A 25,137-nucleotide genomic window follows, 5' to 3' on the forward strand; every position below is an offset into this window, starting at 1 on the left:
CAGTAACTTCGCCTCGTTACATCAAGCGTTGATAGAGATCGCGGTATGACTGCGCCGCAACGTGCCAGCTAAAGTCCATGGACATCGCCTGGCGTTGGACGTAGCGCCACAGCGATGGACGGGACCACAAGACGAAAGCACGCCGAATCGCCCGAAGCAGCGACCAGGCATTACTGTCCTCAAAGACAAACCCGCTGGCGATACCGTCCGCCAGGTTTTCCAGTGAGCTATCCGATACCGTATCCGCCAGCCCGCCCGTGCGGCGAACCAGCGGCAGGGTGCCGTATTTCAGGCCGTAAAGCTGCGTCAGGCCGCAGGGTTCGAAACGGCTCGGCACCAGGATGACGTCCGCGCCGCCCATAATGCGGTGCGAAAACGCCTCGTGGTAGCCAATCTGTACGCCCACCTGCCCCGGATGTTCCGCGGCGGCGGCAAGGAAACCTTCCTGCAGCACCGGGTCGCCCGCGCCGAGCAGCGCCAGCTGCCCGCCCTGCTCCAGTAAACCGGGCAGCGCCTCCAGCACCAGATCCAGCCCTTTCTGGCTGGTCAGGCGGCTTACGACGGCGAACAGCGGCACTTTGTCGTTAACCTTCAGGCCCATCGCAATCTGCAGCTGGCGTTTGTTTTCCGCTTTGTCTTCCACGGAATCACGGCCATAGCGCGCCGCCAGCAGGAGATCGGTTTCCGGGCTCCAGATCTGTTCATCCACGCCGTTCAGAATGCCCGACAGGCGGCCTTCGCGGTGGCGCTGCTGCAGCAACCCTTCCATGCCGTAGCCAAACGCCGGCTGGGTGATCTCACGCGCGTAGGTTGGGCTCACCGCCGTGATGTGATCGGCGTAGTACAGCCCCGCCTTCAGGAACGAGATCTGCCCGTTAAACTCCAGACCGTGCATGTTAAAGAACGACCATGGCAGATCGATGTCATTCATGTGATGGGCGTAGTACATCCCCTGATAGGCCAGGTTATGCACGGTAAAGACCGATTTCGCCGGGTGGCCGCGCGCGGCGAGATACGCCGGGGCAAGCCCGGCGTGCCAGTCGTGCGCATGCACCACATCCGGACGCCAGAACGGATCCAGCCCCGTCGCCATTTCTGCTCCAACCCAGCCGAGGAGCGCAAAGCGCAGCACGTTGTCGGTATAGGCGAACAGGTTCGTATCGTGATACGGGCTACCCGGGCGATCGTATAAATGCGGCGCGTCGATCAGGTAAATCCCTACGCCATTGTAATGTCCAAACAGCAGGGTAATGCGTCCGGCAAACGTTTCACGGCGGGTCACCACTTTTGCATCAGGTATACCGCGCCGGATATCCGGAAAGGCGGGCAGCAGGACTCGGGTATCCACGCCTCCGGCGATTTGCGCCGCCGGTAATGCGCCAAGCACATCTGCCAGACCGCCCGTTTTTAATAACGGGAACATCTCAGAACATACGTGTAAAACCTGCATCATCGCTCCTGTTTGATTTGCAGCTTCCGCAACATTTCCCGTGTGACTAACACGATCCCCTCTTCCGAACGGTAGAAACGACGCGCGTCTTCTTCCGCATTCTCCCCAATGACCATCCCTTCAGGGATGACGCAGGCACGGTCGATCACGCAGCGACGCAGACGACACGAGCGCCCTACCCAGACGTCCGGCAACAAGACTGCCGAATCGATATTACAGAATGAATTTATCCGCACGCGCGGGAACAGCACCGACTGCACCACGACCGAACCGGAGATGATGCACCCGCCGGACACCAGCGAGTTCAGCGTCATACCGTGGCTACCGGAGCGGTCCTGCACGAATTTGGCTGGCGGCAGCGACTCCATATGGGTACGAATCGGCCAGTTCTGGTCGTACATATCCAGTTCAGGCGTGACCGATGCCAGATCGAGGTTCGCTTTCCAGTACGCTTCCAGCGTGCCCACATCGCGCCAGTAAGGTTCCGCATTCGGGTCGGACTGCACGCAGGACAGCGGGAAAGGATGTGCATACGCCATGCCAGCTTTGGTGATTTTCGGAATGATGTCTTTACCGAAGTCGTGGCTTGAGTTTTCGTCTTTGTCGTCTTCTTCCAGCAGCTCATAAAGATAATCTGCGTCAAAGACATAGATCCCCATGCTGGCGAGCGATTTGGTGTCATCGCCCGGCATGGTTGGCGGGTTCGCCGGTTTTTCAACGAAGTCGATAATTTTGTCGTCGGCATCTACGTGCATGACGCCAAACGCCGTCGCTTCAGCAACGGGCACGGGAAGACACGCCACGGTGCAGCGCGCCCCTTTTTCGACGTGGTCGATCAGCATGTGGGAGTAATCTTGCTTGTAAATGTGGTCCCCGGCGAGGATCACAATGTATTCCGCGTTATAGCGACGAATGATGTCGAGGTTCTGGGTCACCGCATCCGCTGTCCCGCGATACCAGTTCTCGCCGTGAACGCGCTGCTGCGCAGGAAGGAGATCGACAAATTCGTTCATCTCTTCGCTGAAGAATGACCAGCCGCGCTGAATATGCTGCACCAGGGTGTGCGACTGATACTGCGTGATGACGCCAATGCGGCGAATGCCCGAGTTCAGGCAGTTGGAGAGCGCAAAGTCGATAATACGGAACTTACCACCAAAGTGAACGGCCGGCTTGGCGCGCTTGATGGTCAAATCTTTCAGACGGGTACCACGCCCGCCCGCAAGTATCAGGGCAACCGTTTTTAATGGTAGCTGGCGTGCCAACATTAAGGGATCGTTCTTCTCTAATCTAACCATGACTAACTCCTTTTTTATCATCTTTGGAATACGCACACTCCGTGCGCAGGCCCGTGCCAGACAGCCATTACTACCGGATTATCCGCTCCGGCAAAGGGGGGAACGGCTCGCCACTCCCCGTCAGGTAAAACAATCTCTGCGACGTCATCCGTCGCGTTCAGCGTGACCAGCCATTTATCCGACAGCAGGATTTGCAGGCGTGGTACGCCGTGTTGCCACTCTTGCGCGCTTAACGGTTGCGCGTCTTTATTCAGCCAGCGAACGTTTCCGTCACCCTCTTCCCACCAGCTGTTGGCGGTCAGCGCGCGGATCTGCTGGCGAAGATGGATCAGCGCAGCGGTAAAATGAATCAGCCCGCTGTTGGCTTCACCCCAGTCGAGCCAGGTTAAGGTGTTGTCCTGGCAATAGGCGTTGTTGTTACCGTGCTGGCTGTGACCATGTTCGTCGCCTGCCAGCAGCATCGGCGTGCCCTGCGACAGTAAAAGCGTTGTCAGCAGCGCATGAACGCTGGCGCGTCGCCGCTCTATCACATCCAGACTTCCGCCTAACCCTTCTATACCATGATTGAAGCTATGGTTATTGTTAGTGCCATCGCGATTCTCTTCGCCGTTCGCCTCATTGTGTTTCTGATTGAAACAAACGCAGTCCCTGAGCGTAAAACCGTCGTGTGCCGTCAACAGATTGACGGTGGCCGACGGGCGTTTGCCGTCGCGCTTAAAGAGATCGCTCGACGCGGCAAAGCGCCCGGCAAATTCCCCCAGCGACAGGTTCCGCTCCAGCCAGAAGCGGCGCACGGCGTCGCGGTAGTGGTCGTTCCACTCGGCAAACAGCGGCGGGAAATTCCCGACCTGATAACCGCCTTCACCGATGTCCCACGGCTCGGCAATGAGCTTCACCTGCGAGAGCACCGGGCAGTTTTTTATCGCCTCAAACAGCGGCGCCTGCTGGCTGAACGCCGGCGTGCGCCCCATCACCGGCGCCAGGTCGAAACGAAAACCGTCGACGTGGAACGTCTCTACCCAGTATTTCAGGCATTCATACGCAAAATGCGTGACCGCCGGATGGCTGAGATTGAGCGTGTTGCCGCAGCCGGTCCAGTTCTCGTAATCGCCATCCTGCCTGATCCAATAATAGCTACGGTTATCAATTCCGCGCATGGAGAGCGTCGGGCCGTCGAGATCGCTTTCTGCGCTGTGGTTCAGTACCACGTCCAGAATGACCTCAATGCCCGCCGCGTGGAGCGCCTTCACCGCATCGCGGAACTCGTCCCGCGCCTTTTCCGGATGGACGGCATAGCGCGGTTCGAGCGCGAACATCGCCAGCGGGTTGTAGCCCCAGTAGTTGCTTAGCCCCAGCCGCTGCAGGCGCGGCTCGCTGGCAAAATGGGCGACGGGGAGCAGTTCCAGAGCGGTGATGCCGAGGTGTTTCAGGTAGGCGATCATGGTGGGATGCCCGAGCGCCTTGTAGGTGCCGCGCATCTCTTTGGGGATCGACGGATGCAGGTAGGTCAGCCCTTTGACGTGGGCTTCATAAATAACCGTATTGCCCCACGGCGTGTGCGGCGGGGCATCGTCTTCCCAGTCATAAAGATCGTTCACCACCACGCTTTTTGGCGCGACGGGCGCGCTGTCGCGGTGGTCAGGCTCGCCGTAGCCCACGTGGAAGAGCGGGTCATCTTTAAATTCGCCGTCCACGCGGTGCGCGCACGGATCAATCAACAGCTTCGCCGGGTTAAACCAGTGCCCCTGCGCGGGATCCCACGGACCGTGAACGCGAAAGCCGTAGTGCATGCCGGGCCGCCCGCCGGACAGGTAGCCGTGCCAGGTATCCCCCGTGCGCGCGGGTAAATCGTAACGGTGCTCGTTACCTTCCCCGTCAAACACGCACAGTTCTACCCGCTCGGCGTGAGCGGAAAAGAGGGTGAAATTGACCCCCTTTCCGTCAAAATGCGCCCCGAGCGGTTCGGGTTTACCTGCCGTAAGCTGCGTCATTCGCCCTCCCGCATCAGCCAGATGGTGCCAAGCGGCGGCAGCGTCAGGCTCAGGGAGTTGGGTCGCCCGTGGCTTTCGATGGCGTCGCTCTGTACCAGCCCGCCGTTACCGGCGTTGCTGCCGTGGTAGTGCATCGAGTCGGTATTCAGAATTTCACGCCATTTGCCCGGCTGGTTAATGCCGAAGCGGTAGTGTTCACGCGGCACCGGGGTGAAGTTGCTGGCGACGATGATCTCGTTACCCGCCTTGTCACGACGCACAAAGACAAACACCGAGCGCTCATGGTCGTCCACCACCAGCCATTCAAAGCCGTACGGATCGAAGTCGAGCTCGTGCAGCGCTTTGTGGTGGCGATAGGTCAGGTTCAGATCGCGCACCAGACGCTGCACCCCGTGGTGCCAGTTGTCGCCGCCTTCCAGCAGATGCCAGTCGAGGCTGGCGTCGTGGTTCCACTCGCGCCCCTGGGCGAACTCATTGCCCATGAACAGCAGTTTCTTGCCCGGGAAGGCAAACATCCAGCCGTAATAGGCGCGCAGGTTGGCAAACTTCTGCCATGCGTCGCCCGGCATGCGGTCGAGAATCGATTTTTTACCGTGTACCACCTCATCATGCGACAGCGGCAGCATGAAGTTTTCGGTGTAGTTGTAGAGCATCCCGAACGTCAGCTTATCGTGATGATACTTACGGTGAACCGGATCCAGCTTCATGTAGTCGAGCGTGTCGTGCATCCAGCCCAGGTTCCACTTATACCAGAACCCCAGGCCGCCCAATGACGGCGGACGGGAGACGCCCGCAAAGTCGGTGGACTCTTCCGCCATGGTCACGGCACCGTCCACCTGCTCGCCGATAATGCGGTTGGTATTACGCAGGAATTCAATCGCTTCCAGGTTTTCGCGGCCGCCAAACTCGTTCGGGATCCACTCCCCCTCTTTGCGGCTGTAGTCGCGGTAGATCATCGACGCCACCGCATCCACGCGCAGGGCATCGATGCCAAACCGCTCGATCCAGTACAGGGCATTCCCGACCAGGTAGTTTGAGACCTCACGGCGACCGTAGTTGTAGATCAGCGTGTTCCAGTCCTGGTGATAGCCTTCGCGCGGATCGCTGTGCTCGTACAGCTTCGTACCGTCAAACTCTGCCAGCGCGAAATCATCCGCCGGGAAATGGCCCGGCACCCAGTCGAGGATGACGTTCAGCCCGGCGGCGTGCGCGGCATCAATGAAATAGCGGAAGTCGTCGCGGGTGCCGAAGCGGCGGGTCGGCGCATACAGCCCGGTGGGCTGATAGCCCCAGCTGCCGTCGAACGGGTGCTCGTTGACCGGCAGCAGCTCCAGGTGGGTAAAGCCCATCCATTTGGCGTACGGGACCAGCTGGTCGGCAAGCTCCCGGTAGCTGAGCCAGAAGTTGTTATCGGTGTGGCGACGCCATGAGCCGAGATGGACTTCATAAACGGAGATCGGCGCATCAAAGCGGTTAGCCTGTTTACGCTCCTCCGACTGGATAACCTTCTCCGGCAGGCCGCAAATCAGCGATGCGGTATCCGGGCGCATCTGCGCTTCGAAGGCATACGGGTCGGCTTTAATGCGCAGCTTGCCGTGGGCGTCAATCATCTCGAATTTATAAAGCTGCCCGTGGTGCGCCCCGGGGATAAACAGCTCCCAGATGCCGGTTTCTCGACGCAGGCGCATCGGGTGGCGACGGCCATCCCAGTAGTTGAACTGTCCGACAACGGAGACGCGCTGGGCATTGGGCGCCCACACGGAGAACCGCGTGCCGGTAATGCCGTCCATGGTATCGGCATGGGCACCCAGCGTTTCATAAGGGCGAAGATGCGTCCCTTCGGAGAGCAGCCAGGCATCCATCTCTTTAAGCAGAGGGCCAAAGCTGTAGGGATCGTCAATCAGGTTTTGCTGACCGTGCCAGAGAACGGCGAGCTGATAGCGAAAAGGATTTTTACGACGGGGCATCACGCCCGAGAAGAAGCCACGGGAATCGAGGCATTCCAGGTTACCGACCTTGCGGCCGGTTTTGGGTTCAATCACCCAGACTTCTGTGGCATCCGGTAACAGTGCCCGAACTTCCAGACCGGCCTCAGTACGGTGCATCCCAAGCACAGAAAAGGGGTCAGCGAAATGACCCGCAATAAGCGCATTAATCACGTCTCTATCCACACGATCGGACATGGTATTCATCCTGTTTTTTATGTCGTCCTTTTTAAGCGCTCCGGGACGACTTTTAATGTGACCTGAACGGGACAGCACAAAAATGTGCATCCATTCTGCTCCGCTCGAACCTCAGGTAAGAAATGACTCTTCCTTAAAGCATAGCCAACGCTCTAGATGACTCCTGATAAAAAATAAGACATACGCGTGTTACTCCATGTAGTACGCAAAAAAAAGGGGTGAAAATCACCCCTGGTATTTAACAAATTATTACGCCAGCTGGCGCAGCATGCGGCGCAGCGGCTCGGCGGCGCCCCACAGGAGCTGGTCACCGACGGTGAACGCGGAGAGATACTCCGGCCCCATATTCAGCTTACGCAGACGGCCAACCGGCGTGATCAGCGTGCCGGTCACCGCTGCCGGGGTCAGCTCGCGCATAGTGATATCGCGATCGTTTGGTACCACTTTCGCCCACGGGTTGTGCGCGGCCAGCAGCTCTTCCACGGTCGGAATAGACACATCTTTTTTCAGTTTAATGGTGAAGGCCTGGCTGTGGCAGCGCAGTGCGCCGATACGTACGCAGAGACCGTCAACCGGAATGGTGTTCGCGGTATTGAGGATTTTGTTGGTCTCAGCCTGGCCTTTCCACTCTTCACGGGTCTGGCCATTATCCAGTTGCTTGTCGATCCACGGGATCAGGCCACCGGCCAGCGGTACGCCAAAGTTATCCACCGGCAGCTCGCCGCTGCGGGTCAGTTGGGTCACTTTACGCTCGATATCCAGAATAGCGGATGCCGGGTTTGCCAGCTCGGTCGCAACGCTCTGGTGCAGTTGGCCCATCTGGGTCAGCAGCTCGCGCATGTGACGCGCACCGCCGCCGGACGCCGCCTGGTAGGTCGCCACGGAGACCCACTCCACCAGATCCTGCGCGAACAGGCCGCCGAGGGACATCAGCATCAGGCTGACGGTGCAGTTACCGCCAACAAAAGTTTTCACGCCGTTGTTCAGGCCATCGGTGATCACGCCCTGGTTAACCGGGTCGAGAATGATGATGGCATCGTCTTTCATGCGCAGCGACGAGGCCGCGTCAATCCAGTAGCCCTGCCAGCCGCTTTCACGCAGCTTTGGATAGATTTCGTTGGTATAATCGCCGCCCTGGCAGGTCACAATAATGTCGAGCGCCTTCAGCGCTTCCAGATCGTAAGCATCCTGCAACGTGCCTGTGGTACCACCAAAGGACGGAGCAGCCTGGCCGAGCTGAGAAGTGGAGAAGAAGACAGGGCGGATAGCGTCGAAATCGCGCTCTTCAACCATGCGTTGCATGAGTACAGAGCCGACCATACCGCGCCAGCCGATAAAACCAACGTTTTTCATAGCATTTTTTTCCTGCTGAGGGTGTGTGCTGATTGTGCAAGCCAGTATTGAACTGGGATATGCTTCACATTACAAAATGCTGCCAAAGTCGCAAGCGAAATTAATCGATGATTGCCCGGCAATCAGAAATACAGCTAATTATCATAATAACCTTAGAGAGTTTCAGGGATAATTTACATGAGTGAAATCATTTCCGCCGCGGTTTTATTGATCCTGATTATGGATCCCCTGGGCAACCTGCCCATCTTCATGTCGGTGCTAAAACACACCGAGCCGAAGCGACGCCGGGCGATCATGATCCGCGAGCTGCTCATCGCCCTGCTGGTGATGTTTATCTTCCTGTTTGCGGGTGAAAAAATTCTCGCATTCCTGAACCTGCGTGCCGAAACCGTGTCGATTTCCGGCGGGATTATTCTGTTCCTGATTGCCATTAAGATGATTTTCCCGAGCACGGAAGGCAGCAGCAGCGGCCTGCCTGCGGGTGAAGAGCCATTTATTGTGCCGCTGGCGATCCCCCTCGTCGCGGGCCCGACCATTCTGGCCACGCTGATGCTGCTGTCGCATCAGTATCCGAATCAGATGAGCCATCTGGTGATTGCCCTGCTGATTGCCTGGGGCGGAACGTTCATTATCCTGCTGCAGTCGTCCCTGTTCCTGCGCCTGCTGGGCGAAAAAGGGGTAAACGCGCTGGAACGCCTGATGGGGCTGATTCTGGTCATGATGGCAACGCAGATGTTCCTGGACGGGATCCGGGCGTGGATGAAGGGCTAGGTAAAAGCAAAATGGCCACTACGTGGCCATTTTTAGTGTTTGCTCCCTCTCCCCGTGGGAGAGGGCCGGGGTGAGGGCATCAGGCCGCAGAGGAAACATATTCGCCGGGTGGCGGCTTCGCCTTACCCGGCCTACAAAACTTACCCCTTACGAATCAAATACCGGTACGGCAGCGCCTCAGTCTGCTGTGCCACCAGCTCATGCTCCATAAAGGTACAAAAACCGGGAATGTCGCGGGTCGTGGCCGGGTCGTCGGCGATGATCAGCAGCGTTTCACCGGTCTGCATGTTGCGCACGGTTTTACGTACCATCATTACCGGTTCCGGGCAGCGAAGGCCCTGGGCATCAAGGGTGTGGTCTGGGCTGGAAAACAGGTCGGTCATGATCTTCTCGGTCAGGTAAAAACGGCTGTAGTTTACGCCCGGTTGCGATCAATGCAAACCAGGTTAACGATTGCGTAAAAACTAACCATTGCAATGTCCTGCCAAAGCAGTATCATGCTGCGGTTTTTATTGGGTTCCCTCACCCCAACGTATAAAAAGGTCACAATATGACGCAGTTTTCTGAATCTCAGCGCGTAAAAGCGTTGTTCTGGCTTTCGCTTTTCCATTTGCTGGTGATCACCTCCAGCAACTATCTGGTGCAGCTCCCTATCTCCATCTTTGGTTTTCATACCACCTGGGGCGCGTTCAGCTTTCCGTTTATTTTCCTCGCCACCGATCTGACCGTGCGTATTTTTGGCGCACCGCTGGCTCGCCGCATTATTTTTGCGGTCATGCTCCCGGCGCTGTTCATCTCGTACGGGGTGTCGTCCCTGTTTTATATGGGAAGCTGGCAGGGTTTTGAGGCGTTAACCCACTTCAACCTGTTTGTCGCCCGTATCGCCGCAGCAAGCTTTATGGCCTACGCGCTGGGGCAGATACTGGACGTACACGTGTTTAACCGCCTGCGTCAGAATCATCGCTGGTGGATGGCACCCACCGCCTCCACGCTGTTCGGTAACGTGAGCGATACGCTGGCCTTCTTCTTCATCGCCTTCTGGCGTAGCCCGGATGCGTTCATGGCCGAACACTGGATGGAAATCGCGCTGGTGGACTACTGCTTCAAGGTGCTCATCAGCATTGTGTTCTTCCTGCCCATGTACGGCGTGCTGCTGAATATGCTGCTGAAAAGGCTGGCAGATAAATCTGAAATCACGGCATTGCAGGCTGGTTAAGGGTTCGCTTTATCAGTTGTGATAAGATGAGCGAATGAGCCGTTATGGCCGTTTATCGAAAGGAAGAAGTCAATGCGCAATCTGGTTAAATATGTCGGGATTGGCCTGCTGGTTGTGGGTCTTGCAGCCTGTGATAACAGCGACACGAAAACGCCTGCTCAGGGCGCATCCGCAGAAAGCAATGCGACCGGCCAGCCGGTGAATCTGATGGATGGCAAACTCAGCTTCTCTTTGCCAGCCGATATGACTGACCAGAGCGGCAAGCTGGGCACTCAGGCGAACAACATGCACGTTTACTCCGACGCAACCGGGCAGAAAGCGGTCATTGTGATTGTGGGCGACGACACCAGCGAAGATCTGGCCGTCCTGTCCAAACGTCTGGAAGATCAGCAGCGCGGCCGCGACCCGCAGCTGCAGGTCGTGACCAACAAATCCATCGAGCTGAAAGGCCATAAGCTGCAGCAGCTGGACAGCATCATCTCTGCGAAAGGCCAGACCGCGTACTCCTCTGTCGTGCTGGGCAAGGTCGATAACAAACTCCTGACCCTGCAGATCACCCTGCCAGCGGAAGATCAGCAGAAAGCGCAGACGGCTGCTGAAAACATCATTAACACCATCGTGATCCAGTAACGTTTCACGATGATGACGTGGCCTCCGGTGCCTGCACCGGGGGCCATTTTTTTAACCGCCACGTCAGCAGCAATGCCATCATGACCAGACCCGCCGCGGCGAGATAGATCACCGGTACCCCCGCCCGGGCCATTACCAGCCCTGCCAGCGGCCCGGTAATGCCCAACGACATATCCATAAATGCCGTATAGGTCGCCAGCGCCGCCCCCTGGTTCTGCTGCGGTACCGCTTTTACCGCGACCACGCCCAGCGCCGGGAAGACCAGTGAAAAACCGGCTCCCGCGAGAAATACGCCCATTTTCGCCATCCAGGGCGCGCTGGCTACGCCGGTCAACAGCAGCCCGACAATCTCTACCACAAAGCAGATCGTCGCCACGTTCAGCCCGCCCAGACGGTTGATGCCGTTAGGGAAAAGCAGACGCGCGCCAACAAACGCACAGCTGAACAGGGTTAACGCAAAGGCCGCGCCGTCCCAGCCTTTGGCGTCATAGAACAGGGTAATGAAGGTGGCGATGACCCCGAAGCCGGTGGTCGCCAGCGCCAGTGCCATCCCGTATGGCCAGACCCGCCCGAGCACCGCCCGGAACGGCAGCGGCTTGCCCTTGCTGGCCTTCACTTTCGGGCGCGGCAGCGCAAACAGTATCGCCACAAGCGCGACCGCCATAATGGTGAGCGACAGTCCATACAGTCCGCCAAAGGCATAGCAGGCCACGCCAAGCGGCGCACCGAGCGCCATCGCGCCGTAGGTGACAATCCCGTTCCAGGAGATCACCCGACCAATGTGCGGCGCGCCTACCACCCCCACGCCCCAGAGCGTTGAGCCGGTTCCCGCCAGGCTTTGCCCAATGCCGAGGATGACGCGGCCCAGGCAGAGCAGCGCCAGGCTGACCAGCGGCCAGTGGCTGGCTGAGGCAGCCAGCAGGTAGCTCAGACCACTGAGGAAGCAGCCGCACAATCCCACCACCACGATGCTTTTTGGACCGAACGTGTCCGCGTAGCGCCCGGCATGCGGGCGGCTCAGGAGCGTGGCGAAATACTGCAGGCTAATCACCAGCCCCGCCCAGAAGGCACTGAAGCCCATCACGTCATGGACATAGCCCGGCAGAACCGCCAGCGGCAGGCCGATGGTGAGATAGCTGGCAAGTTAAAAATCACAACGGAAACGATGCGCAGATTGAGGCGCAGTCCGCTCAGTGCCGGTTCAGCGGCAGGTTCGGGCATGGGGTTCTACCTGGATTTTTTACAACAGTGTTTCACTATTACCACGCCCCAATAAGAAAATCAGCAGCGACTTTCAGATTAACGGTGCCAGACGAAGCGAGGCCCGGGCACTACACTTACCGGGTCATCACATTAAGGAACGCGCATGATCGCTAACCCGTCCGACAAAGCAGGACTCCACATCTTATTAAAACTCGCCTGTCTGGTGGTTATCCTTGCGGGTATCCATGCGGCCGCCGACATCATAGTTCAGCTCCTGCTGGCGCTCTTTTTTGCCATTGTGCTTAATCCTCTGGTCACCTGGTTTCTGCGCCGGGGCGTTAGCCGCCCGGTCGCCATCACTATCGTCGTCATCGTGATGCTGATTGCCCTGACGGCGCTCTTCGGCGTGCTGGCGGCCTCGCTGAGTGAATTCTCCACCATGCTGCCGCAGTACAACAAAGAGCTGACGCGTAAGATCGTCGCACTCCAGGAGATGGTGCCTTTCCTTAATCTGCATATCTCACCCGAACGGATGCTGCGCAGGATGGACTCCGAGAAGGTCATGACCTACGCCACCACCTTGATGACGGGGCTTTCCGGCGCGATGGCCAGCATTCTGCTGCTGGTCATGACGGTGGTGTTTATGCTGTTTGAAGTCCGCCACGTCCCCTATAAGCTGCGCTTTGCACTGAATAACCCACAAATTCACATTGCTGGCTTACACCGGGCGCTGAAGGGCGTCTCTAAATATCTGGCGCTGAAAACGCTGCTGAGCGTCTGGACCGGGATCATCGTCTGGCTGGGGCTGATGCTGATGAACGTGCAGTTCGCGCTGATGTGGGGCGTGCTGGCGTTTCTGCTGAACTACGTGCCCAACATTGGCGCGGTGCTTTCCGCCGTGCCGCCGATGATTCAGGCGTTTCTGTTTAACGGTTTCTACGAATGTATGCTGGTCGGCGCGTTATTCCTCGTCGTGCACATGGTGCTGGGCAATATTCTCGAACCACGCATGATGGGGCACCGGCTCGGCATGTCGACGCTGGTCGTCTTTTTATCCTTACTGGTTTGGGGATGGCTGCTGGGCCCGGTCGGTATGCTGCTCTCGGTCCCCCTGACCAGCGTGTGTAAGATCTGGATGGAGACCACCAAAGGCGGCAGCAAGCTGGCCATTTTGCTCGGGCCGGGAAGGCCGAAAAGCCGGTTGCCTGGGTAGCTGACCTACCTGTATAGGTAGGTTTAAACCGTCAATAATCCGCCTTAAATTACCGCGTTCATAATCTGTCGCGGTATTTTTATTTGCGTTAAGGAAATATTAATTCTGTTTTTGTTTACGTCGGTCGCATTACGTTGAAACGCAAATCATGATTTAACGCAAATTAAAAAAAATGAAATTGTTAATTATTTTCCATGTTATTATGCCCGCCTTCGCGTCAACGTAATGCAAACCTTAATATTGATTAAAAAAACATCTGGCACATAAGAAACGCCGGATGAATATTATTTGTAAAAACCACTACCTTTAATTGTTATTATTGATATGGAGTTGTTGATGAAAAAGATCGTTAAATGGTGTGCTGCCGCCGTATTCGTTGGCGCACTGGCAGGCTGTGCGCGTACTGCCCCAATCGCTCAGGTTCACTCTACTGTGAGCGCGGGTCATACCGCCGACCAGGTAAAAACAGCGATTTTGAAAGCAGGACAAAAACGTGACTGGATCATGACGGAAGCCGGTCCGGGCGTTATCAAAGGTCGTCTGCAGGCGCGCGACCACTCGGTCGACGTTCGTATTCCTTATTCCGCAACAAGCTATTCCATTAACTACGAAAGCAGTATGAACCTGAAAGCGGCTGACGGTAAAATTCACAAAAATTATAACCGTTGGGTGAATAACCTCGACCACGATATTCAGCTGAACCTCTCCGCGGGCGCCGCACTGTAATATTTTTCTAAAGTCGGGCCGCATATGGCCCGATAACCCTTATTTCTTGCCCTGAAAGGTTACGCAGCAATGTACGAAAAGGATACGCTCAGCGCACTGGATGCCATTACCGAAGCGCAACGCATCGCTTTTGCTCCGATGTTATTTCAGACCGCGCTTTGTCTGCGTAACTCAGGCATTCTCGCCTGGCTCGATAAACAAGGTAAAGAGGGTGCCAGCCTCGAGGAAATAACCGAACACAGCACGCTCGGCAGCTATGGCGTCAGCGTACTGCTGGATATGGGATTAAGCGGGCGGATCGTTACCCAACAGCATGGACGTTATTTTCTGGCGAAAGTGGGCCACTTTTTACTGCACGATGAAATGACCCGCGTAAATATGGATTTCACTCAGGACGTTTGTTACAAAGGGCTATTTCACCTGGCGGACGCCCTGAAGGAAGAAAAACCTGCGGGCTTAGCGGTGTTTGGCAACTGGCCAACCATCTATCCGGCATTATCCCAATTACCGGCACAGGCGAAAGAGAGCTGGTTCGCCTTTGATCATTACTATTCCGACGCCGCGTTTGACGCCGCTTTGCCATATATATTCGCAAGCTCGCCGACAAAATTGTACGATGTGGGCGGAAATACGGGTAAATGGGCGTTACGCTGCTGCCGCTATGACGAAAATGTTGCCGTGACGATCCTCGACCTGCCGCAGCAGATAGCGCTGGCGCAGGAAAACATCGCAAAAGCAGGTTTTTCTCATCGTATTGGATTCCATGCTGTCGATATGCTTAGCCCAGCAGCCTTGCCGGGTGAGGCCGACGTCTGGTGGATGAGCCAGTTTCTGGATTGTTTCTCTCCGGATCAGATTGTCGCCATGCTGACGCGCGTCGCACAGGTCATGAAGCCAGGCGCACGTTTGTGCATCATGGAGCTTTTCTGGGATGCCCAGAAGTTTGAAGCGGCCTCTTTCAGCCTGAATGCCACCTCGCTCTATTTCACCTGTATGGCGAATGGCAATAGCCGGTTTTACAGCGTAGAGGCGTTTTATCGTTACCTGGAGAGCGCAGGTTTCAGCGTTGAACAGCGTCTGGATAACCTTGGGGTCGGGCATACCCTGCTGATATGCACCAAACGTGAACAATAGAGCAGCTTAGCTGCCCGGGTGGCCAGGTCTGCCCTTTGAATACGGTTTTTTTTCGCGGACGCGCGTAGATGAAATTTTCACTGAACATTATCGACTGGCAGGCGAGAGCCCCAGGACTCAGCGATGCCACAGAGTGGCAGGCGTGGTCACGCCTGCAGCTGCCCGTCGATCCAGCGGCCCCGCTTCCCCGGCTGACCGCTTTACCCATGATGACCGCGCGCCGCCTCAATTCAGGCAGTAAGCTGGCGGTGGACATTGGTCTCGCTATGCTGCAACACCACGCCATTGATGCCGTCGTCTATTCCAGCCGCCACGGCGAGCTGGAGCGCAACTACCGTATTCTGCATGCTCTGGCGACGGGGCAATCCGTATCGCCTACCGACTTCGCCATGTCCGTGCACAACTCGGCGGTGGGCAATCTCACGATTACCGCACGCCAGGCAATCGTCTCGTCATCCATTTCTGCCGGGCTGGACACCTTCCAGCAGGCATTATGTGAAGTCCTGAGCCTGCTGCAGGCGGGCTACTCCCGCGTCTTGCTGGTCGATTTTGACGGCGCACTGCCGGAATTTTACCACCCGGCGTTACCGCACCAGATGCCCACCTGGCCCTACGCGCTGGCGCTGGTGATTGAATCCGGCAAGGAATTGCAGTGTGAAACCCGCAGCGGCAGCACGGGGGATGAACCCGCCCTTCCGCAAAGCCTGGTGTTCCTGCAACGCTATCTCAGCGAGGCACGCCAGTTTGTGGTACCCGGCGAACGTTTGCTGTGGCAATGGACGCGCGCATGAACCGCCTGACTGCCCGAATTAACTGGTTATGGCGTCTGGTGATGACCGGATTCTGCTTCGTGCTGTTTGGCGTGGGCGGGCTGCTGCTGTCACTGGTATGGTTCAACCTGCTGCTGATCGTCCAGCGCGACCGCACCAACCGCCGTCGCCTTGCGCGGCGCAGCATTGCGGCCAGCTTCCGCTTCTTCCTGACCGTTGCCCGTGGCCTCGGGGTACTGGACTATCGCATTCACAATCTTGACGCCCTGCGCAACGATCGGGGTTGTCTGGTGGTGGCTAACCACCCCACGTTAATTGACTACGTGATTCTGGCATCGGTGATGCCAGAAACCGACTGTCTGGTGAAAAGCGCGCTGCTGCGCAATCCGTTTGTCAGCGGCGTCATCCGCGCGGCGGATTACCTGATTAACAGCGAAGCCGAGCCTCTGCTTGCTGCAAGCCAGCAGCGTCTGGCTCAGGGCGACACGCTGTTAATCTTCCCGGAAGGCACACGTACCCGGTCTGGCGAAGCTATTTCCCTCCAGCGCGGCGCAGCAAATATCGCCGTGCGCTGTAACAGCGATCTGCGGGTGGTGCTGATCCACTGTAGCGAACATCTGCTGGATAAAAAAAGTCGCTGGTATGATGTGCCGCCAGAAAAACCTGTCTTCACCGTGGATGTCCGCGACCGCGTGAACATCGACGAATTTTACGATGCAAATGAACAAGAACCGGCGCTGGCGGCAAGGCAGTTAAACCGGCATCTACAGCATCGATTAACATCAGGCCTTCAATCTTTGTCAGGAATTAATGATGCAAGCGCTTTATCTTGAAATTAAGAATCTCATTATCACCACGCTGAATCTGGACGAGCTTACCGCAGAGGATATTGATACCGATGCCGCGCTGTTTGGCGATGGGCTGGGTCTCGACTCTATCGACGCGCTGGAACTGGGTCTGGCCGTGAAAAACCAGTATGGCGTGGTGCTTTCTGCTGAAAGCGAAGAGATGCGCCAGCACTTCTTTTCCGTCGCCACGCTGGCGTCCTTTATCAACGCTCAACGCGCCTGAGATGTGATCACGATGACCGAACAAGAAACCATTTATCAGGAAGTCTGTGGCCTTCTGACCCGACTGTTTGAAATCGACCCGCAGGATATTACCCCTGAAGCCCGTCTTTACGAAGACCTGGAGCTGGACAGCATTGATGCGGTGGACATGATTGTTCATCTGCAGAAGAAAACGGGCAAGAAAATCAAGCCGGAAACCTTCAAATCGGTTCGTACCGTTCAGGATGTGGTAGACGCCGTCGAACAGCTTCTGCGCGAAGAGTAAGACGTCGTGCGCGGCGGACGGACATTCCCGATCATCCCACTTCTGACGGGGTTGATGCTGCTGGCGTGGCCCTTCCTGATTGGATTTGGGCTGGCGCATAACAGCCTGCAGTGGCTATTACCCGTGATGGCTCTGGTGTTACTGCTGCGGCTGCGTCAGGCGCAGCGGAACACAAGCCCGATGCGGTATGTGGTGCAGTGCGTGGCGCTGGCGGGGATCGCCCTCTGCACGGCAAGCTACCTGCTGAAAGCCCACCAGTGGCTGCTGCTCTACCCGGTGGTCGTCAACCTTATCATGCTGGCCGTGTTTGGCGGTTCGCTGTGGACAGCGATGCCGCTTGTCGAACGACTGGCGCGCTTGCGCGAGCCAAACTTGCCCCCGGAGGGCGTGCGCTATACCCGTAAGGTGACCCTCGTCTGGTGCGGTTTTTTCGTCGGCAACGGCACGATGGCGCTGTTTACCGTCCTCCACGGCGACATGCATCTGTGGACGCTATGGAACGGTATGGTGGCTTACATCCTGATGGGGATGCTGATGGCAGCAGAGTGGCTGGTGCGCCAGCGGGTGATAAAAAAAGAGATGCACAATGACTAACCCCCTTCCGCTGGGCCAGTGGTTAAATGCGCCGCGCCCTGACAACACGCCTGTTGCATGGCTTGACGATCGTACCTGGACGCTGGGCCAGTTGCGCCACGATGTAACCTTACTGGTCGAGACCCTGCGTCAGCAGGAAGGCGAGCGCTGGGCGCTGTGCTTTGAAAACAGCTACCTGTTTATTGTTGCGCTGCTGGCCTCGCTGCACGCCGGTAAAACACCGGTCATTCCCGGCCATAGCCGCGTTTCGCAGCTTGAAGAACAGCAATCTTTGTTTAGCGGCGTTCTGAGCGATCGAACTCTTGGTTTTCATGGGAAACAGATTGTGGTGGCCTCCAGCCACCAGACAGCCAGCCACTGGGTGCCTCTGCCGATCATTGACGAAAACCGCTTCGTTGAACTGTTCACCTCAGGCTCCACGGGCACGCCGCGCCGGGTGGTTAAGCACATCGTCAGTCTGGATCGCGAAGCCTGCCTGCTGGCTAACCGCTTTGGTGAGCGTCTGGCCGGATGCAGCATTGTGGCCTCGGTCGTACCGCAACATCTGTATGGCCTGACATTCCGTATCGTATTGCCGATGGCGCTGGGCCTGCCGCTGCATGCCGCGATGCTCTATTACGCAGAACAACTGGCCGCCCTGCCTCCTGACAGGCAATACCTGTTCATCAGCAGCCCGGCGTTCCTGAAGCGCCTGGATACCGAGCTTGCCGCGCCGCCCGTCAGGATGCTGATTTCAGCAGGTGGAATGCTGCCCTGGCGTGACGTCTCGACCACCTCTGGCTGGCTTAACCTTTGGCCGGATGAAATTTATGGCAGTACCGAAACCGGGATCCTCGCCTGGCGCCATCGTCAGGAGGATAACGTGCCCTGGCTACCGTTCCCCGGCGTGATCTTCCATCAGGAAGATGACGCCTGTCGCGTTACGTCGCCACTGATCCATGAGCCAGAAGGGCTCCAGCTCGACGATATCCTGCACTTCGACAGCGAGGGGCTTTTCAGCATCGCCGGTCGCCGCGGGCGAGTGGTCAAAATTGAAGAAAAACGCATCTCGCTTAACGAGATCGAACGCCGCCTGCTGGAGCTCGACGGTATTTGCGAAGCGGCCGCCCTGCCGGTCACGCGCGGGGGTCGTCAGGGGATTGGCGCCCTGCTGGTTCTGGATGAAACGGCCCGTCAGCGCGGGTATGTGCAGGATAAAAAAGCGCAGGAGTTCGCCTGGCGTCGCGCCCTGCTGCCGTGGCTTGAACCTGTCGCGGTGCCGCGCTACTGGCGCATCGTTGATGAAATGCCGGTAAACAGTATGAACAAGCGTGTCTATGCGCAGTTAGAGGAGTTATTTCATGAAAATTCATGAAATTGAGCGCCACCAGACACAGCCGGAGAAGCTGGAGATCGTTTTGCATCTCGACGCAACGCTGTTCTGGTTTCAGGGCCATTTCGCCGTACAACCGCTGCTGCCCGGCGTTGCGCAGCTTGACTGGGTGATGCACTACGCCACGACGTTACTGGCACCGGGCTATCGCTTTCACAGCATTCAAAACGTGAAGTTTCAGGCACCACTGCTGCCGGAAACCACGGTGACGCTGATGCTTGAGTGGCATGCCGAACGTCAGATGCTGACCTTCAGCTATCAGCGCCATGCCGGGGCTGAGCGCCACACCGCCAGCAGCGGGAAAATTCGTCTATGTCAGTAATCTTTCGTCCCTGCGTGCTGATCCCGTGCTACAACCACGGCGCGATGATTGCCCGCGTGCTGTCACGTCTCGCGCCGTTCGGCCTGCCGTGCCTGGTGGTGGATGACGGCAGCGACGCAGTCACCCGTCAGGAGCTTGAGCGCCTGGCGGCGGAGCAGCCGCAGATGACGCTGGTTCGTCTGGCGCAAAACGCCGGAAAAGGTGCCGCGGTCATCAGAGGGCTGGAGGAGTGCGCGCGGACGGGCTACACCCACGCCGTGCAGGTGGATGCGGATGGTCAACACGCCATCGAAGATATCCCCAAACTGCTGGCGCTGGCGGAGCGCCACCCGGACGCGCTGATTTCCGGCCAGCCCATTTACGATGACTCTATTCCGCGCTCCCGACTTTACGGGCGCTGGATCACCCACGTCTGGGTCTGGATTGAAACCTTATCGCTGCAGCTTAAAGACAGCATGTGCGGCTTTCGGGTCTATCCGGTTTCACCCACGCTGCGGCTGGCCGCGCGCGAACCGCTCGGCAAGCGGATGGACTTTGACACCGAAGTGATGGTTCGTCTCTACTGGCAGGGCAACACCAGCGTCTTTCTGCCCACGCGCGTGACCTATCCGCAGGACGGTTTGTCCCACTTCGACGCGCTAAAAGATAACGTGCGGATCTCCCTGATGCATACCCGGCTCTTCTTCGGCATGCTGCCCCGCATGCCCGGCCTGCTTTTCCGTCGACGCCGCCAGCACTGGGCGCAGCAGGACGAGGTCAAGGGTCTGTGGGGGATGCGCCTGATGCTGCGCGTCTGGGAACTACTGGGTCGGCGGGCCTTTACCGTGCTGTTGTGGCCGGTTATCGGCGTGTACTGGCTTATCGCGCGTCCGGCGCGGCAGGCCTCGCGGCAGTGGATGGCGAGAGTGAAGCAAGAACTGCGTCAGCGGAGCATGTCTGTTCCCTCACGGCTTAACAGCTTTTTCCATTTCATGCGCTTCGGCAACGCGATGCTGGATAAAGTCGCCAGCTGGCGCGGCGAGCTGAAGCTTCATCGCGATATTGTCTTTGCCCCCGGCGCGAGCGAAGCGTTAAACATCGCGGCGCCGCAGGGCAAACTGCTGCTGGCCTCGCACCTTGGCGACGTAGAGGCCTGCCGGGCCCTGGCTCAGCTGGAAGGCAGTAAAATCATCAACGCCCTGGTTTTCAGCGAGAACGCCCAGCGCTTTAAGCAAATCATGAGCGAAATGGCGCCCGAAGCTGGCGTGAATTTGATGTCGGTCACCGACATCGGCCCGGACACCGCCATTGCCATCAAAGAGAAGCTTGAGCGCGGTGAATGGGTCGCGATTGTGGGGGATCGCATCGCGGTGAATCCGCAGCGCGGCGGCGAATGGCGCGTGATCTGGAGCCGATTCATGGGCCAGCCTGCACCGTTCCCACAGGGGCCGTTTATCCTGGCCTCCATCCTCCGCTGCCCGGTGGTGCTGATTTTCGCCCTGCGCCAGCAGGGTAAGCTCGTCCTGCACTGCGAGCCGTTTGCCGACCCGCTGCGCCTGCCGCGCGGTGAACGCCAGCAGGCACTGCAAGATACCGTCGATCGCTATGCGCAGCGGCTGGAACATTACGCCCTCATGTCGCCGCTCGACTGGTTTAATTTTTTCGATTTCTGGCATCTGCCAGAGTCCAGTGAGAAGGAGTAAAGGGTGCTGACCGATCCCCGCTTTACGACTGAAGTCGAGATCACCGTTCCGTTCCACGACGTCGATATGATGGGCGTGGTCTGGCACGGTAACTATTTCCGCTACTTTGAGATCGCCCGCGAGGCGCTGCTCAATCAGTTTGATTATGGCTATCGCCAGATGAAGGCCTCCGGCTACGTCTGGCCCGTCGTCGACACCCGGGTGAAATACCGCGATGCGGTGACCTTTGAGCAGCGTATTCGCGTCCGCGCGCACATTGAAGAGTATGAAAACCGCCTGCGCATTGCCTATCAAATTTTCGATGCGCAGACCGGCAAACGCACGACCACCGGTTACACCATTCAGGTGGCGGTGGAAGAAGCGACCCGCGAAATGTGCTTTGTGAGCCCGGCAATACTGTTTGAACGTATGGGAGTAACACCATGAAATGGTTGCCTTTACTGGCGCTGATCGTCAGCCCGCTGGTCAGCGCCGTGACGCTGGATGAGCTGCAGCAGCGCTTCACCGAGCAGCCCGTGGTGCGCGCGCACTTCGAACAGGTTCGCACGATAAAAGATATGCCGCAGCCGCTGCGCTCGCAGGGCGAGATGCTGATCGCCCGCGACAGCGGCCTGCTGTGGGATCAAAAAGCGCCGTTTCCGATGACGCTCCTGCTGGACGACAAGCGGATGGTTCAGGCGATTAACGGCCAGCCGCCGCAAACCATCACTGCCGACAATAATCCGCAGATGTTCCAGTTCAACCATCTTCTGCGCGCCCTGTTCCAGGCGGACCGCAAGGTGCTGGAAGAGAACTTCCGCATCGATTTTAAAGACCTGGGAGCGGGCCGCTGGTCGCTGGTGCTTACGCCAAAAACGACGCCGCTGGACAAGATTTTCGCCACCCTCGATCTGGGCGGCGCGACCTATCTGGAAACGATTCGCCTCAACGACAAACAGGGCGACCGTACCGATATCGCCCTTTCTCGCCACCAACTGACGCCCGCCAGCCTGACCGATGACGAACGCCAACGCTTTGCCGCACCGTAAATCCCTGCGCCCGGCGCTGCTGTGGGCCACGCTATGCCTGATTCTGCTGGGCGTGTTGCTGTCGCTGCTGCCCGGCGCGCGACTGAACAGCAGCGTGCTGGCCATGCTGCCGAAGCAGACGCTGGGGGCGATCCCGCCGGCGCTCAACGACGGGTTTATGCAGCGTCTCGACCGCCAGCTGGTCTGGCTGGTCAGCCCCGGCAAAGAGCCGGATCCGCGCGTGGCACAGCAGTGGCTGGCGCTGCTGCAAAGCACTGATTCGCTCAGCGAGGTCAAAGGCCCGATGGACGCCGCCGGGCAAAAGGCCTGGGGAGAGTTCTTCTGGCAGCACCGAAATGGCCTGATTGACCCCGCCACCCGCGCCCGCCTGCAAAACGGCGGAGAAGCGCAGGCGCAGTGGATTTTATCTCAGCTCTATTCGGCCTTTTCCGGCGTCAGCGGTAAAGAGCTGCAAAACGATCCCCTGATGCTGATGCGCGGCTCGCAGCTCGCTCTGGCGCAAAACGGCCAGAAGCTGCGGCTGATGGACGGCTGGCTGGTGGCAAAAGATGAGGCGGGAAACTACTGGTATCTGCTCCACGGCGAGCTGGCGGGCTCATCATTTGATATGCAGCAGACCCACCGGCTCGTGACGACGCTTAACGCGCTGCAGGAGACGCTGAAAGCCCGCTACCCTCAGGCACAGCTGCTTTCCCGCGGGACCGTGTTCTACAGCGATTACGCCAGCCAGCAGGCCAAACGTGATGTTTCGACGCTGGGTATCGCCACCCTGCTTGGCGTGTTCCTGCTCATCGTGGCGGTGTTCCGCTCTCTGCGCCCGCTGCTGCTGAGCGTGCTCTCCATTGCCATCGGCGCGCTGGCGGGGACGGTGGTGACGCTGCTGCTCTTTGGCGAGCTGCACCTGATGACGCTGGTGATGAGCATGAGCATCATCGGAATTTCGGCAGACTACACGCTTTACTACCTGACCGAACGGATGGTACACGGCGCGGAGCATTCTCCCTGGCAAAGCCTGGCCAAAGTTCGCAATGCGCTGCTGCTGGCGCTGCTGACGACCGTCGCCGCCTACCTGATTATGATGCTGGCCCCCTTCCCCGGGATCCGCCAGATGGCGGTGTTCGCTGCCGTGGGACTCAGCGCCTCCTGCCTGACGGTGATTTTCTGGCATCCGTGGTTGTGCCGCGGGTTACCGGTGCGCCCGGTTCCCTTTATGGTCCTGATGTTGCGCTGGCTGGCCGCCTGGCGACGCAGTAAAAAACTGTCAATTGGTCTTCCCGTCGCGCTGGCGCTGCTCTCCGCCGTGGGAATAAGCACGCTGAAGGTGGACGACGACATCGCCCAGCTGCAGGCGCTGCCGAAAGATATTCTGGCGCAGGAGAAGGCCATTACCGCCCTGACCGGACAGAGCGTGGATCAGAAATGGTTTGTGGTTCATGGCGCTTCGCCTCAGCAAACGCTGGAGCGGCTGGAAGCCTTTACCCCGACGCTGGCAGAGGCGCAGAAAGCGGGAGAAATTACCCGCTGGCGCACCCTGCCGCTGAACTCACTGGCCCGTCAGAAAAGCGATCTTACGCTGCTGCAAAACGCCGCGCCTGCGGTAACGAACGTGCTGAAAAGCGCAGGGCTCAACGCCGTCTCCCCGAATCTGGACGCCATGCCGGTCAGCGTAGACGCGTGGCTTAAAAGCCCGGCCAGCGAAGGCTGGCGTCTGCTCTGGCTGACCCTGCCCGACGGTCAAAGCGGCGTGCTCGTACCGGTGGACGGCGCAAAAAACAGCGCGGCCCTCGGCGAGCTGGCCGCGCGCCATGACGGTGTCGTCTGGGTCGATCGCAAAGCCAGTTTTGACACCCTGTTTGCCCTCTACCGCGCGCTGCTGACGGGGCTTCTGTTTGCCGCGCTGGCGGTGATTGCCTGCGGGGCGATGGTGCGCCTCGGCTGGCGTAAGGGGCTGATAAGCCTGGTGCCGTCCGTTCTGTCGCTGAGCTGCGGGCTGGCAGTACTGGCTGCAACCGGCCACCCGGTAAACCTGTTTTCACTGCTGGCACTGGTGCTGGTGCTCGGCATTGGCATTAACTACACGCTGTTTTTCAGCAACCCGCGCGGCACGCCGCTGACCTCGATGCTGGCGATTACGCTGGCGATGATGACCACGCTGCTGACGCTGGGCATGCTCGTCTTCAGCGCCACGCAGGCCATTAGCAGCTTTGGTATCGTGCTGGTGAGCGGTATTTTTACCGCCTTCCTGCTGGCGCCGCTGGCGATGCCGGATAAGAAAGAGAGAAAACGTAAATGAACGCTTTTTACCGCGCCGTCGCGCTAACCGCGGCGCTGCTGCTGGCAGGCTGCAGCCATTCGACCGATACCCAAGAGACGCGTCCCCAGGCCTGGCTCCAGCCGGGAACCCGCGTTACGCTCCCGCCGCCCGGCATTAGCCCGGCGGTAAGCTCCCAGCAGCTGCTGACCGGCAGCTTTAACGGGCAAACGCAGTCCCTGCTGGTGATGCTCAACGCGGATGCGCATAAAGTGACGCTGGCCGGGCTCTCTTCCGTGGGCATTCGTCTGTTCCTGGCGACGTACGATGAGACCGGTATTCATACCGAGCAGTCGATCGTTGTGCCGCAGTTGCCGCCCGCCAGCCAGGTGCTGGCCGACGTGATGCTCAGCCACTGGCCGATTAGCGCCTGGCAGCCGCAGTTGCCGAAGGGCTGGACGCTGACTGACACGGGCGATCGGCGCGAACTGCGTAACGCCAGCGGCAAGCTGGTGACGGAGATTGTCTACCTGCAGCGTAAAGGCAAGCGCGAGCCGATCAGCATCGAGCAACACGTTTTTAAATACCACATCACCATTCAATATCTGGGTGACTGAG

Annotated in this window: 24 protein-coding genes and 1 pseudogene; 18 read left to right on the top strand and 7 right to left on the bottom strand. The window is 58.3% G+C overall.

Going from position 1 to position 25,137, the window contains the following annotated elements; genetic code table 11:
- Positions 1-16: 16 nt before the first annotated feature.
- The 5 genes from glgA to asd form a co-directional block, all read right to left on the bottom strand.
- Positions 17-1,450, bottom strand: a complete 1,434-nt coding sequence (gene glgA, locus B498_RS02475; RefSeq protein ID WP_008503065.1) for a glycogen synthase GlgA — start codon at positions 1,448-1,450, stop codon at positions 17-19.
- The gene (gene glgC, locus B498_RS02470) at positions 1,450-2,745 is read right to left on the bottom strand and encodes a glucose-1-phosphate adenylyltransferase (protein ID WP_008503066.1); all 1,296 of its coding nucleotides are present in this window, start codon (positions 2,743-2,745) and stop codon (positions 1,450-1,452) included. Before glgC ends, glgA begins: the two co-directional genes overlap by 1 nt.
- 17 nt (positions 2,746-2,762) lie before the next feature.
- Positions 2,763-4,736, bottom strand: coding sequence for a glycogen debranching protein GlgX (glgX, locus tag B498_RS02465; protein ID WP_008503067.1), 1,974 nt, complete (start codon positions 4,734-4,736; stop codon positions 2,763-2,765).
- Positions 4,733-6,919: a 1,4-alpha-glucan branching enzyme gene (gene glgB, locus B498_RS02460; RefSeq protein ID WP_032623089.1), complete on the bottom strand. Its 2,187-nt coding sequence runs from the start codon at positions 6,917-6,919 to the stop codon at positions 4,733-4,735. Before glgB ends, glgX begins: the two co-directional genes overlap by 4 nt.
- Positions 6,920-7,168: 249 nt before the next feature.
- Positions 7,169-8,272 carry an aspartate-semialdehyde dehydrogenase gene (gene asd / locus B498_RS02455; RefSeq protein ID WP_008503069.1) on the bottom strand — a complete coding sequence of 368 codons (1,104 nt, stop codon included), beginning with the start codon at positions 8,270-8,272 and terminating at the stop codon, positions 7,169-7,171.
- A gap of 177 nt (positions 8,273-8,449) precedes the next feature.
- Here asd and B498_RS02450 point away from each other — a divergent pair, with 177 nt between their 5' ends.
- On the top strand, positions 8,450-9,043 hold the full coding sequence (locus B498_RS02450) for a YhgN family NAAT transporter (protein WP_008503070.1): 594 nt from the start codon (positions 8,450-8,452) through the stop codon (positions 9,041-9,043).
- 140 nt (positions 9,044-9,183) lie between these two features.
- On the opposite strand, the gene tusA is transcribed toward B498_RS02450, so the two are convergent.
- Positions 9,184-9,426: a sulfurtransferase TusA gene (gene tusA, locus B498_RS02445; protein WP_008503071.1), complete on the bottom strand. Its 243-nt coding sequence runs from the start codon at positions 9,424-9,426 to the stop codon at positions 9,184-9,186.
- A 167-nt stretch (positions 9,427-9,593) separates the two neighbouring features.
- Between tusA and B498_RS02440 the strand changes: the two genes are divergently transcribed.
- Positions 9,594-10,259 carry a 7-cyano-7-deazaguanine/7-aminomethyl-7-deazaguanine transporter gene (locus B498_RS02440; RefSeq protein WP_008503072.1) on the top strand — a complete coding sequence of 222 codons (666 nt, stop codon included), beginning with the start codon at positions 9,594-9,596 and terminating at the stop codon, positions 10,257-10,259.
- 72 nt (positions 10,260-10,331) lie between these two features.
- Complete coding sequence (locus B498_RS02435) at positions 10,332-10,889, top strand: DcrB family lipoprotein (protein WP_008503073.1); 558 nt, start codon at positions 10,332-10,334, stop codon at positions 10,887-10,889.
- A gap of 4 nt (positions 10,890-10,893) precedes the next feature.
- Here B498_RS02435 and B498_RS02430 read toward each other — a convergent pair.
- A pseudogene (locus tag B498_RS02430) lies at positions 10,894-12,110 on the bottom strand (MFS transporter).
- Positions 12,111-12,255: 145 nt separating this feature from the next.
- On the opposite strand from B498_RS02430, the gene B498_RS02425 reads away from it, so the two are divergent.
- The 15 genes from B498_RS02425 to B498_RS02355 all read left to right on the top strand — a co-directional run bounded on the left by B498_RS02425 (position 12,256) and on the right by B498_RS02355 (position 25,136).
- Positions 12,256-13,305 carry an AI-2E family transporter gene (locus B498_RS02425; protein ID WP_008503075.1) on the top strand — a complete coding sequence of 350 codons (1,050 nt, stop codon included), beginning with the start codon at positions 12,256-12,258 and terminating at the stop codon, positions 13,303-13,305.
- Positions 13,306-13,641: 336 nt separating this feature from the next.
- Entirely contained in the window at positions 13,642-14,031 is a 390-nt protein-coding gene (locus tag B498_RS02420; protein WP_008503076.1) for a hypothetical protein, read from the top strand.
- A 69-nt stretch (positions 14,032-14,100) separates the two neighbouring features.
- Positions 14,101-15,165 carry a class I SAM-dependent methyltransferase gene (locus tag B498_RS02415; RefSeq protein WP_008503077.1) on the top strand — a complete coding sequence of 355 codons (1,065 nt, stop codon included), beginning with the start codon at positions 14,101-14,103 and terminating at the stop codon, positions 15,163-15,165.
- 68 nt (positions 15,166-15,233) lie between these two features.
- Entirely contained in the window at positions 15,234-15,956 is a 723-nt protein-coding gene (locus B498_RS02410) for a beta-ketoacyl synthase chain length factor (RefSeq protein ID WP_008503079.1), read from the top strand.
- A complete protein-coding gene (locus B498_RS02405; protein ID WP_008503080.1) occupies positions 15,953-16,768 on the top strand; it encodes a lysophospholipid acyltransferase family protein in 816 nt (271 codons plus the stop codon). Before B498_RS02410 ends, B498_RS02405 begins: the two co-directional genes overlap by 4 nt.
- Entirely contained in the window at positions 16,749-17,006 is a 258-nt protein-coding gene (locus B498_RS02400) for a phosphopantetheine-binding protein (protein WP_008503081.1), read from the top strand. The genes B498_RS02405 and B498_RS02400 overlap by 20 nt, the downstream gene beginning before the upstream one ends.
- 12 nt (positions 17,007-17,018) lie before the next feature.
- Complete coding sequence (locus B498_RS02395; protein ID WP_008503082.1) at positions 17,019-17,270, top strand: acyl carrier protein; 252 nt, start codon at positions 17,019-17,021, stop codon at positions 17,268-17,270.
- A 54-nt stretch (positions 17,271-17,324) separates the two neighbouring features.
- Positions 17,325-17,864, top strand: a complete 540-nt coding sequence (locus B498_RS02390; RefSeq protein WP_008503083.1) for a hypothetical protein — start codon at positions 17,325-17,327, stop codon at positions 17,862-17,864.
- On the top strand, positions 17,857-19,218 hold the full coding sequence (locus B498_RS02385) for an acyl-CoA synthetase (RefSeq protein ID WP_008503084.1): 1,362 nt from the start codon (positions 17,857-17,859) through the stop codon (positions 19,216-19,218). The genes B498_RS02390 and B498_RS02385 overlap by 8 nt, the downstream gene beginning before the upstream one ends.
- Positions 19,205-19,558 (top strand): hydroxymyristoyl-ACP dehydratase, encoded by a 354-nt coding sequence (locus B498_RS02380; RefSeq protein ID WP_008503085.1) that lies wholly within the window; start codon positions 19,205-19,207, stop codon positions 19,556-19,558. Before B498_RS02385 ends, B498_RS02380 begins: the two co-directional genes overlap by 14 nt.
- Positions 19,549-21,240 (top strand): glycosyltransferase family 2 protein, encoded by a 1,692-nt coding sequence (locus tag B498_RS02375; RefSeq protein ID WP_008503086.1) that lies wholly within the window; start codon positions 19,549-19,551, stop codon positions 21,238-21,240. Before B498_RS02380 ends, B498_RS02375 begins: the two co-directional genes overlap by 10 nt.
- Before the next feature lie 3 nt (positions 21,241-21,243).
- Positions 21,244-21,666: an acyl-CoA thioesterase gene (locus B498_RS02370; protein WP_008503087.1), complete on the top strand. Its 423-nt coding sequence runs from the start codon at positions 21,244-21,246 to the stop codon at positions 21,664-21,666.
- Positions 21,663-22,268 (top strand): LolA family protein, encoded by a 606-nt coding sequence (locus B498_RS02365; RefSeq protein ID WP_008503088.1) that lies wholly within the window; start codon positions 21,663-21,665, stop codon positions 22,266-22,268. The genes B498_RS02370 and B498_RS02365 overlap by 4 nt, the downstream gene beginning before the upstream one ends.
- On the top strand, positions 22,237-24,561 hold the full coding sequence (locus tag B498_RS02360) for an MMPL family transporter (protein WP_008503089.1): 2,325 nt from the start codon (positions 22,237-22,239) through the stop codon (positions 24,559-24,561). Before B498_RS02365 ends, B498_RS02360 begins: the two co-directional genes overlap by 32 nt.
- Positions 24,558-25,136: a DUF3261 domain-containing protein gene (locus tag B498_RS02355; protein ID WP_008503090.1), complete on the top strand. Its 579-nt coding sequence runs from the start codon at positions 24,558-24,560 to the stop codon at positions 25,134-25,136. Before B498_RS02360 ends, B498_RS02355 begins: the two co-directional genes overlap by 4 nt.
- The last annotated feature ends 1 nt before the right edge of the window (position 25,137 follow it).

Source organism: Enterobacter sp. SST3 (assembly GCF_000286655.1).
GTDB classification, from domain to species: domain Bacteria; phylum Pseudomonadota; class Gammaproteobacteria; order Enterobacterales; family Enterobacteriaceae; genus Enterobacter; species Enterobacter roggenkampii.

What these genes read in the sequence shown, in the direction of transcription:
- glgA (WP_008503065.1), bottom strand. Translation starts at nt 1,450, where the DNA reads ATGCAGGTTTTACACGTATGTTCTGAGATGTTCCCGTTATTAAAAACG.
- glgC (WP_008503066.1), bottom strand. Translation starts at nt 2,745, where the DNA reads ATGGTTAGATTAGAGAAGAACGATCCCTTAATGTTGGCACGCCAGCTA.
- glgX (WP_008503067.1), bottom strand. Translation starts at nt 4,736, where the DNA reads ATGACGCAGCTTACGGCAGGTAAACCCGAACCGCTCGGGGCGCATTTT.
- glgB (WP_032623089.1), bottom strand. Translation starts at nt 6,919, where the DNA reads ATGTCCGATCGTGTGGATAGAGACGTGATTAATGCGCTTATTGCGGGT.
- asd (WP_008503069.1), bottom strand. Translation starts at nt 8,272, where the DNA reads ATGAAAAACGTTGGTTTTATCGGCTGGCGCGGTATGGTCGGCTCTGTA.
- B498_RS02450 (WP_008503070.1), top strand. Translation starts at nt 8,450, where the DNA reads ATGAGTGAAATCATTTCCGCCGCGGTTTTATTGATCCTGATTATGGAT.
- tusA (WP_008503071.1), bottom strand. Translation starts at nt 9,426, where the DNA reads ATGACCGACCTGTTTTCCAGCCCAGACCACACCCTTGATGCCCAGGGC.
- B498_RS02440 (WP_008503072.1), top strand. Translation starts at nt 9,594, where the DNA reads ATGACGCAGTTTTCTGAATCTCAGCGCGTAAAAGCGTTGTTCTGGCTT.
- B498_RS02435 (WP_008503073.1), top strand. Translation starts at nt 10,332, where the DNA reads ATGCGCAATCTGGTTAAATATGTCGGGATTGGCCTGCTGGTTGTGGGT.
- B498_RS02425 (WP_008503075.1), top strand. Translation starts at nt 12,256, where the DNA reads ATGATCGCTAACCCGTCCGACAAAGCAGGACTCCACATCTTATTAAAA.
- B498_RS02420 (WP_008503076.1), top strand. Translation starts at nt 13,642, where the DNA reads ATGAAAAAGATCGTTAAATGGTGTGCTGCCGCCGTATTCGTTGGCGCA.
- B498_RS02415 (WP_008503077.1), top strand. Translation starts at nt 14,101, where the DNA reads ATGTACGAAAAGGATACGCTCAGCGCACTGGATGCCATTACCGAAGCG.
- B498_RS02410 (WP_008503079.1), top strand. Translation starts at nt 15,234, where the DNA reads ATGAAATTTTCACTGAACATTATCGACTGGCAGGCGAGAGCCCCAGGA.
- B498_RS02405 (WP_008503080.1), top strand. Translation starts at nt 15,953, where the DNA reads ATGAACCGCCTGACTGCCCGAATTAACTGGTTATGGCGTCTGGTGATG.
- B498_RS02400 (WP_008503081.1), top strand. Translation starts at nt 16,749, where the DNA reads ATGCAAGCGCTTTATCTTGAAATTAAGAATCTCATTATCACCACGCTG.
- B498_RS02395 (WP_008503082.1), top strand. Translation starts at nt 17,019, where the DNA reads ATGACCGAACAAGAAACCATTTATCAGGAAGTCTGTGGCCTTCTGACC.
- B498_RS02390 (WP_008503083.1), top strand. Translation starts at nt 17,325, where the DNA reads ATGCTGCTGGCGTGGCCCTTCCTGATTGGATTTGGGCTGGCGCATAAC.
- B498_RS02385 (WP_008503084.1), top strand. Translation starts at nt 17,857, where the DNA reads ATGACTAACCCCCTTCCGCTGGGCCAGTGGTTAAATGCGCCGCGCCCT.
- B498_RS02380 (WP_008503085.1), top strand. Translation starts at nt 19,205, where the DNA reads ATGAAAATTCATGAAATTGAGCGCCACCAGACACAGCCGGAGAAGCTG.
- B498_RS02375 (WP_008503086.1), top strand. Translation starts at nt 19,549, where the DNA reads ATGTCAGTAATCTTTCGTCCCTGCGTGCTGATCCCGTGCTACAACCAC.
- B498_RS02365 (WP_008503088.1), top strand. Translation starts at nt 21,663, where the DNA reads ATGAAATGGTTGCCTTTACTGGCGCTGATCGTCAGCCCGCTGGTCAGC.
- B498_RS02360 (WP_008503089.1), top strand. Translation starts at nt 22,237, where the DNA reads ATGACGAACGCCAACGCTTTGCCGCACCGTAAATCCCTGCGCCCGGCG.
- B498_RS02355 (WP_008503090.1), top strand. Translation starts at nt 24,558, where the DNA reads ATGAACGCTTTTTACCGCGCCGTCGCGCTAACCGCGGCGCTGCTGCTG.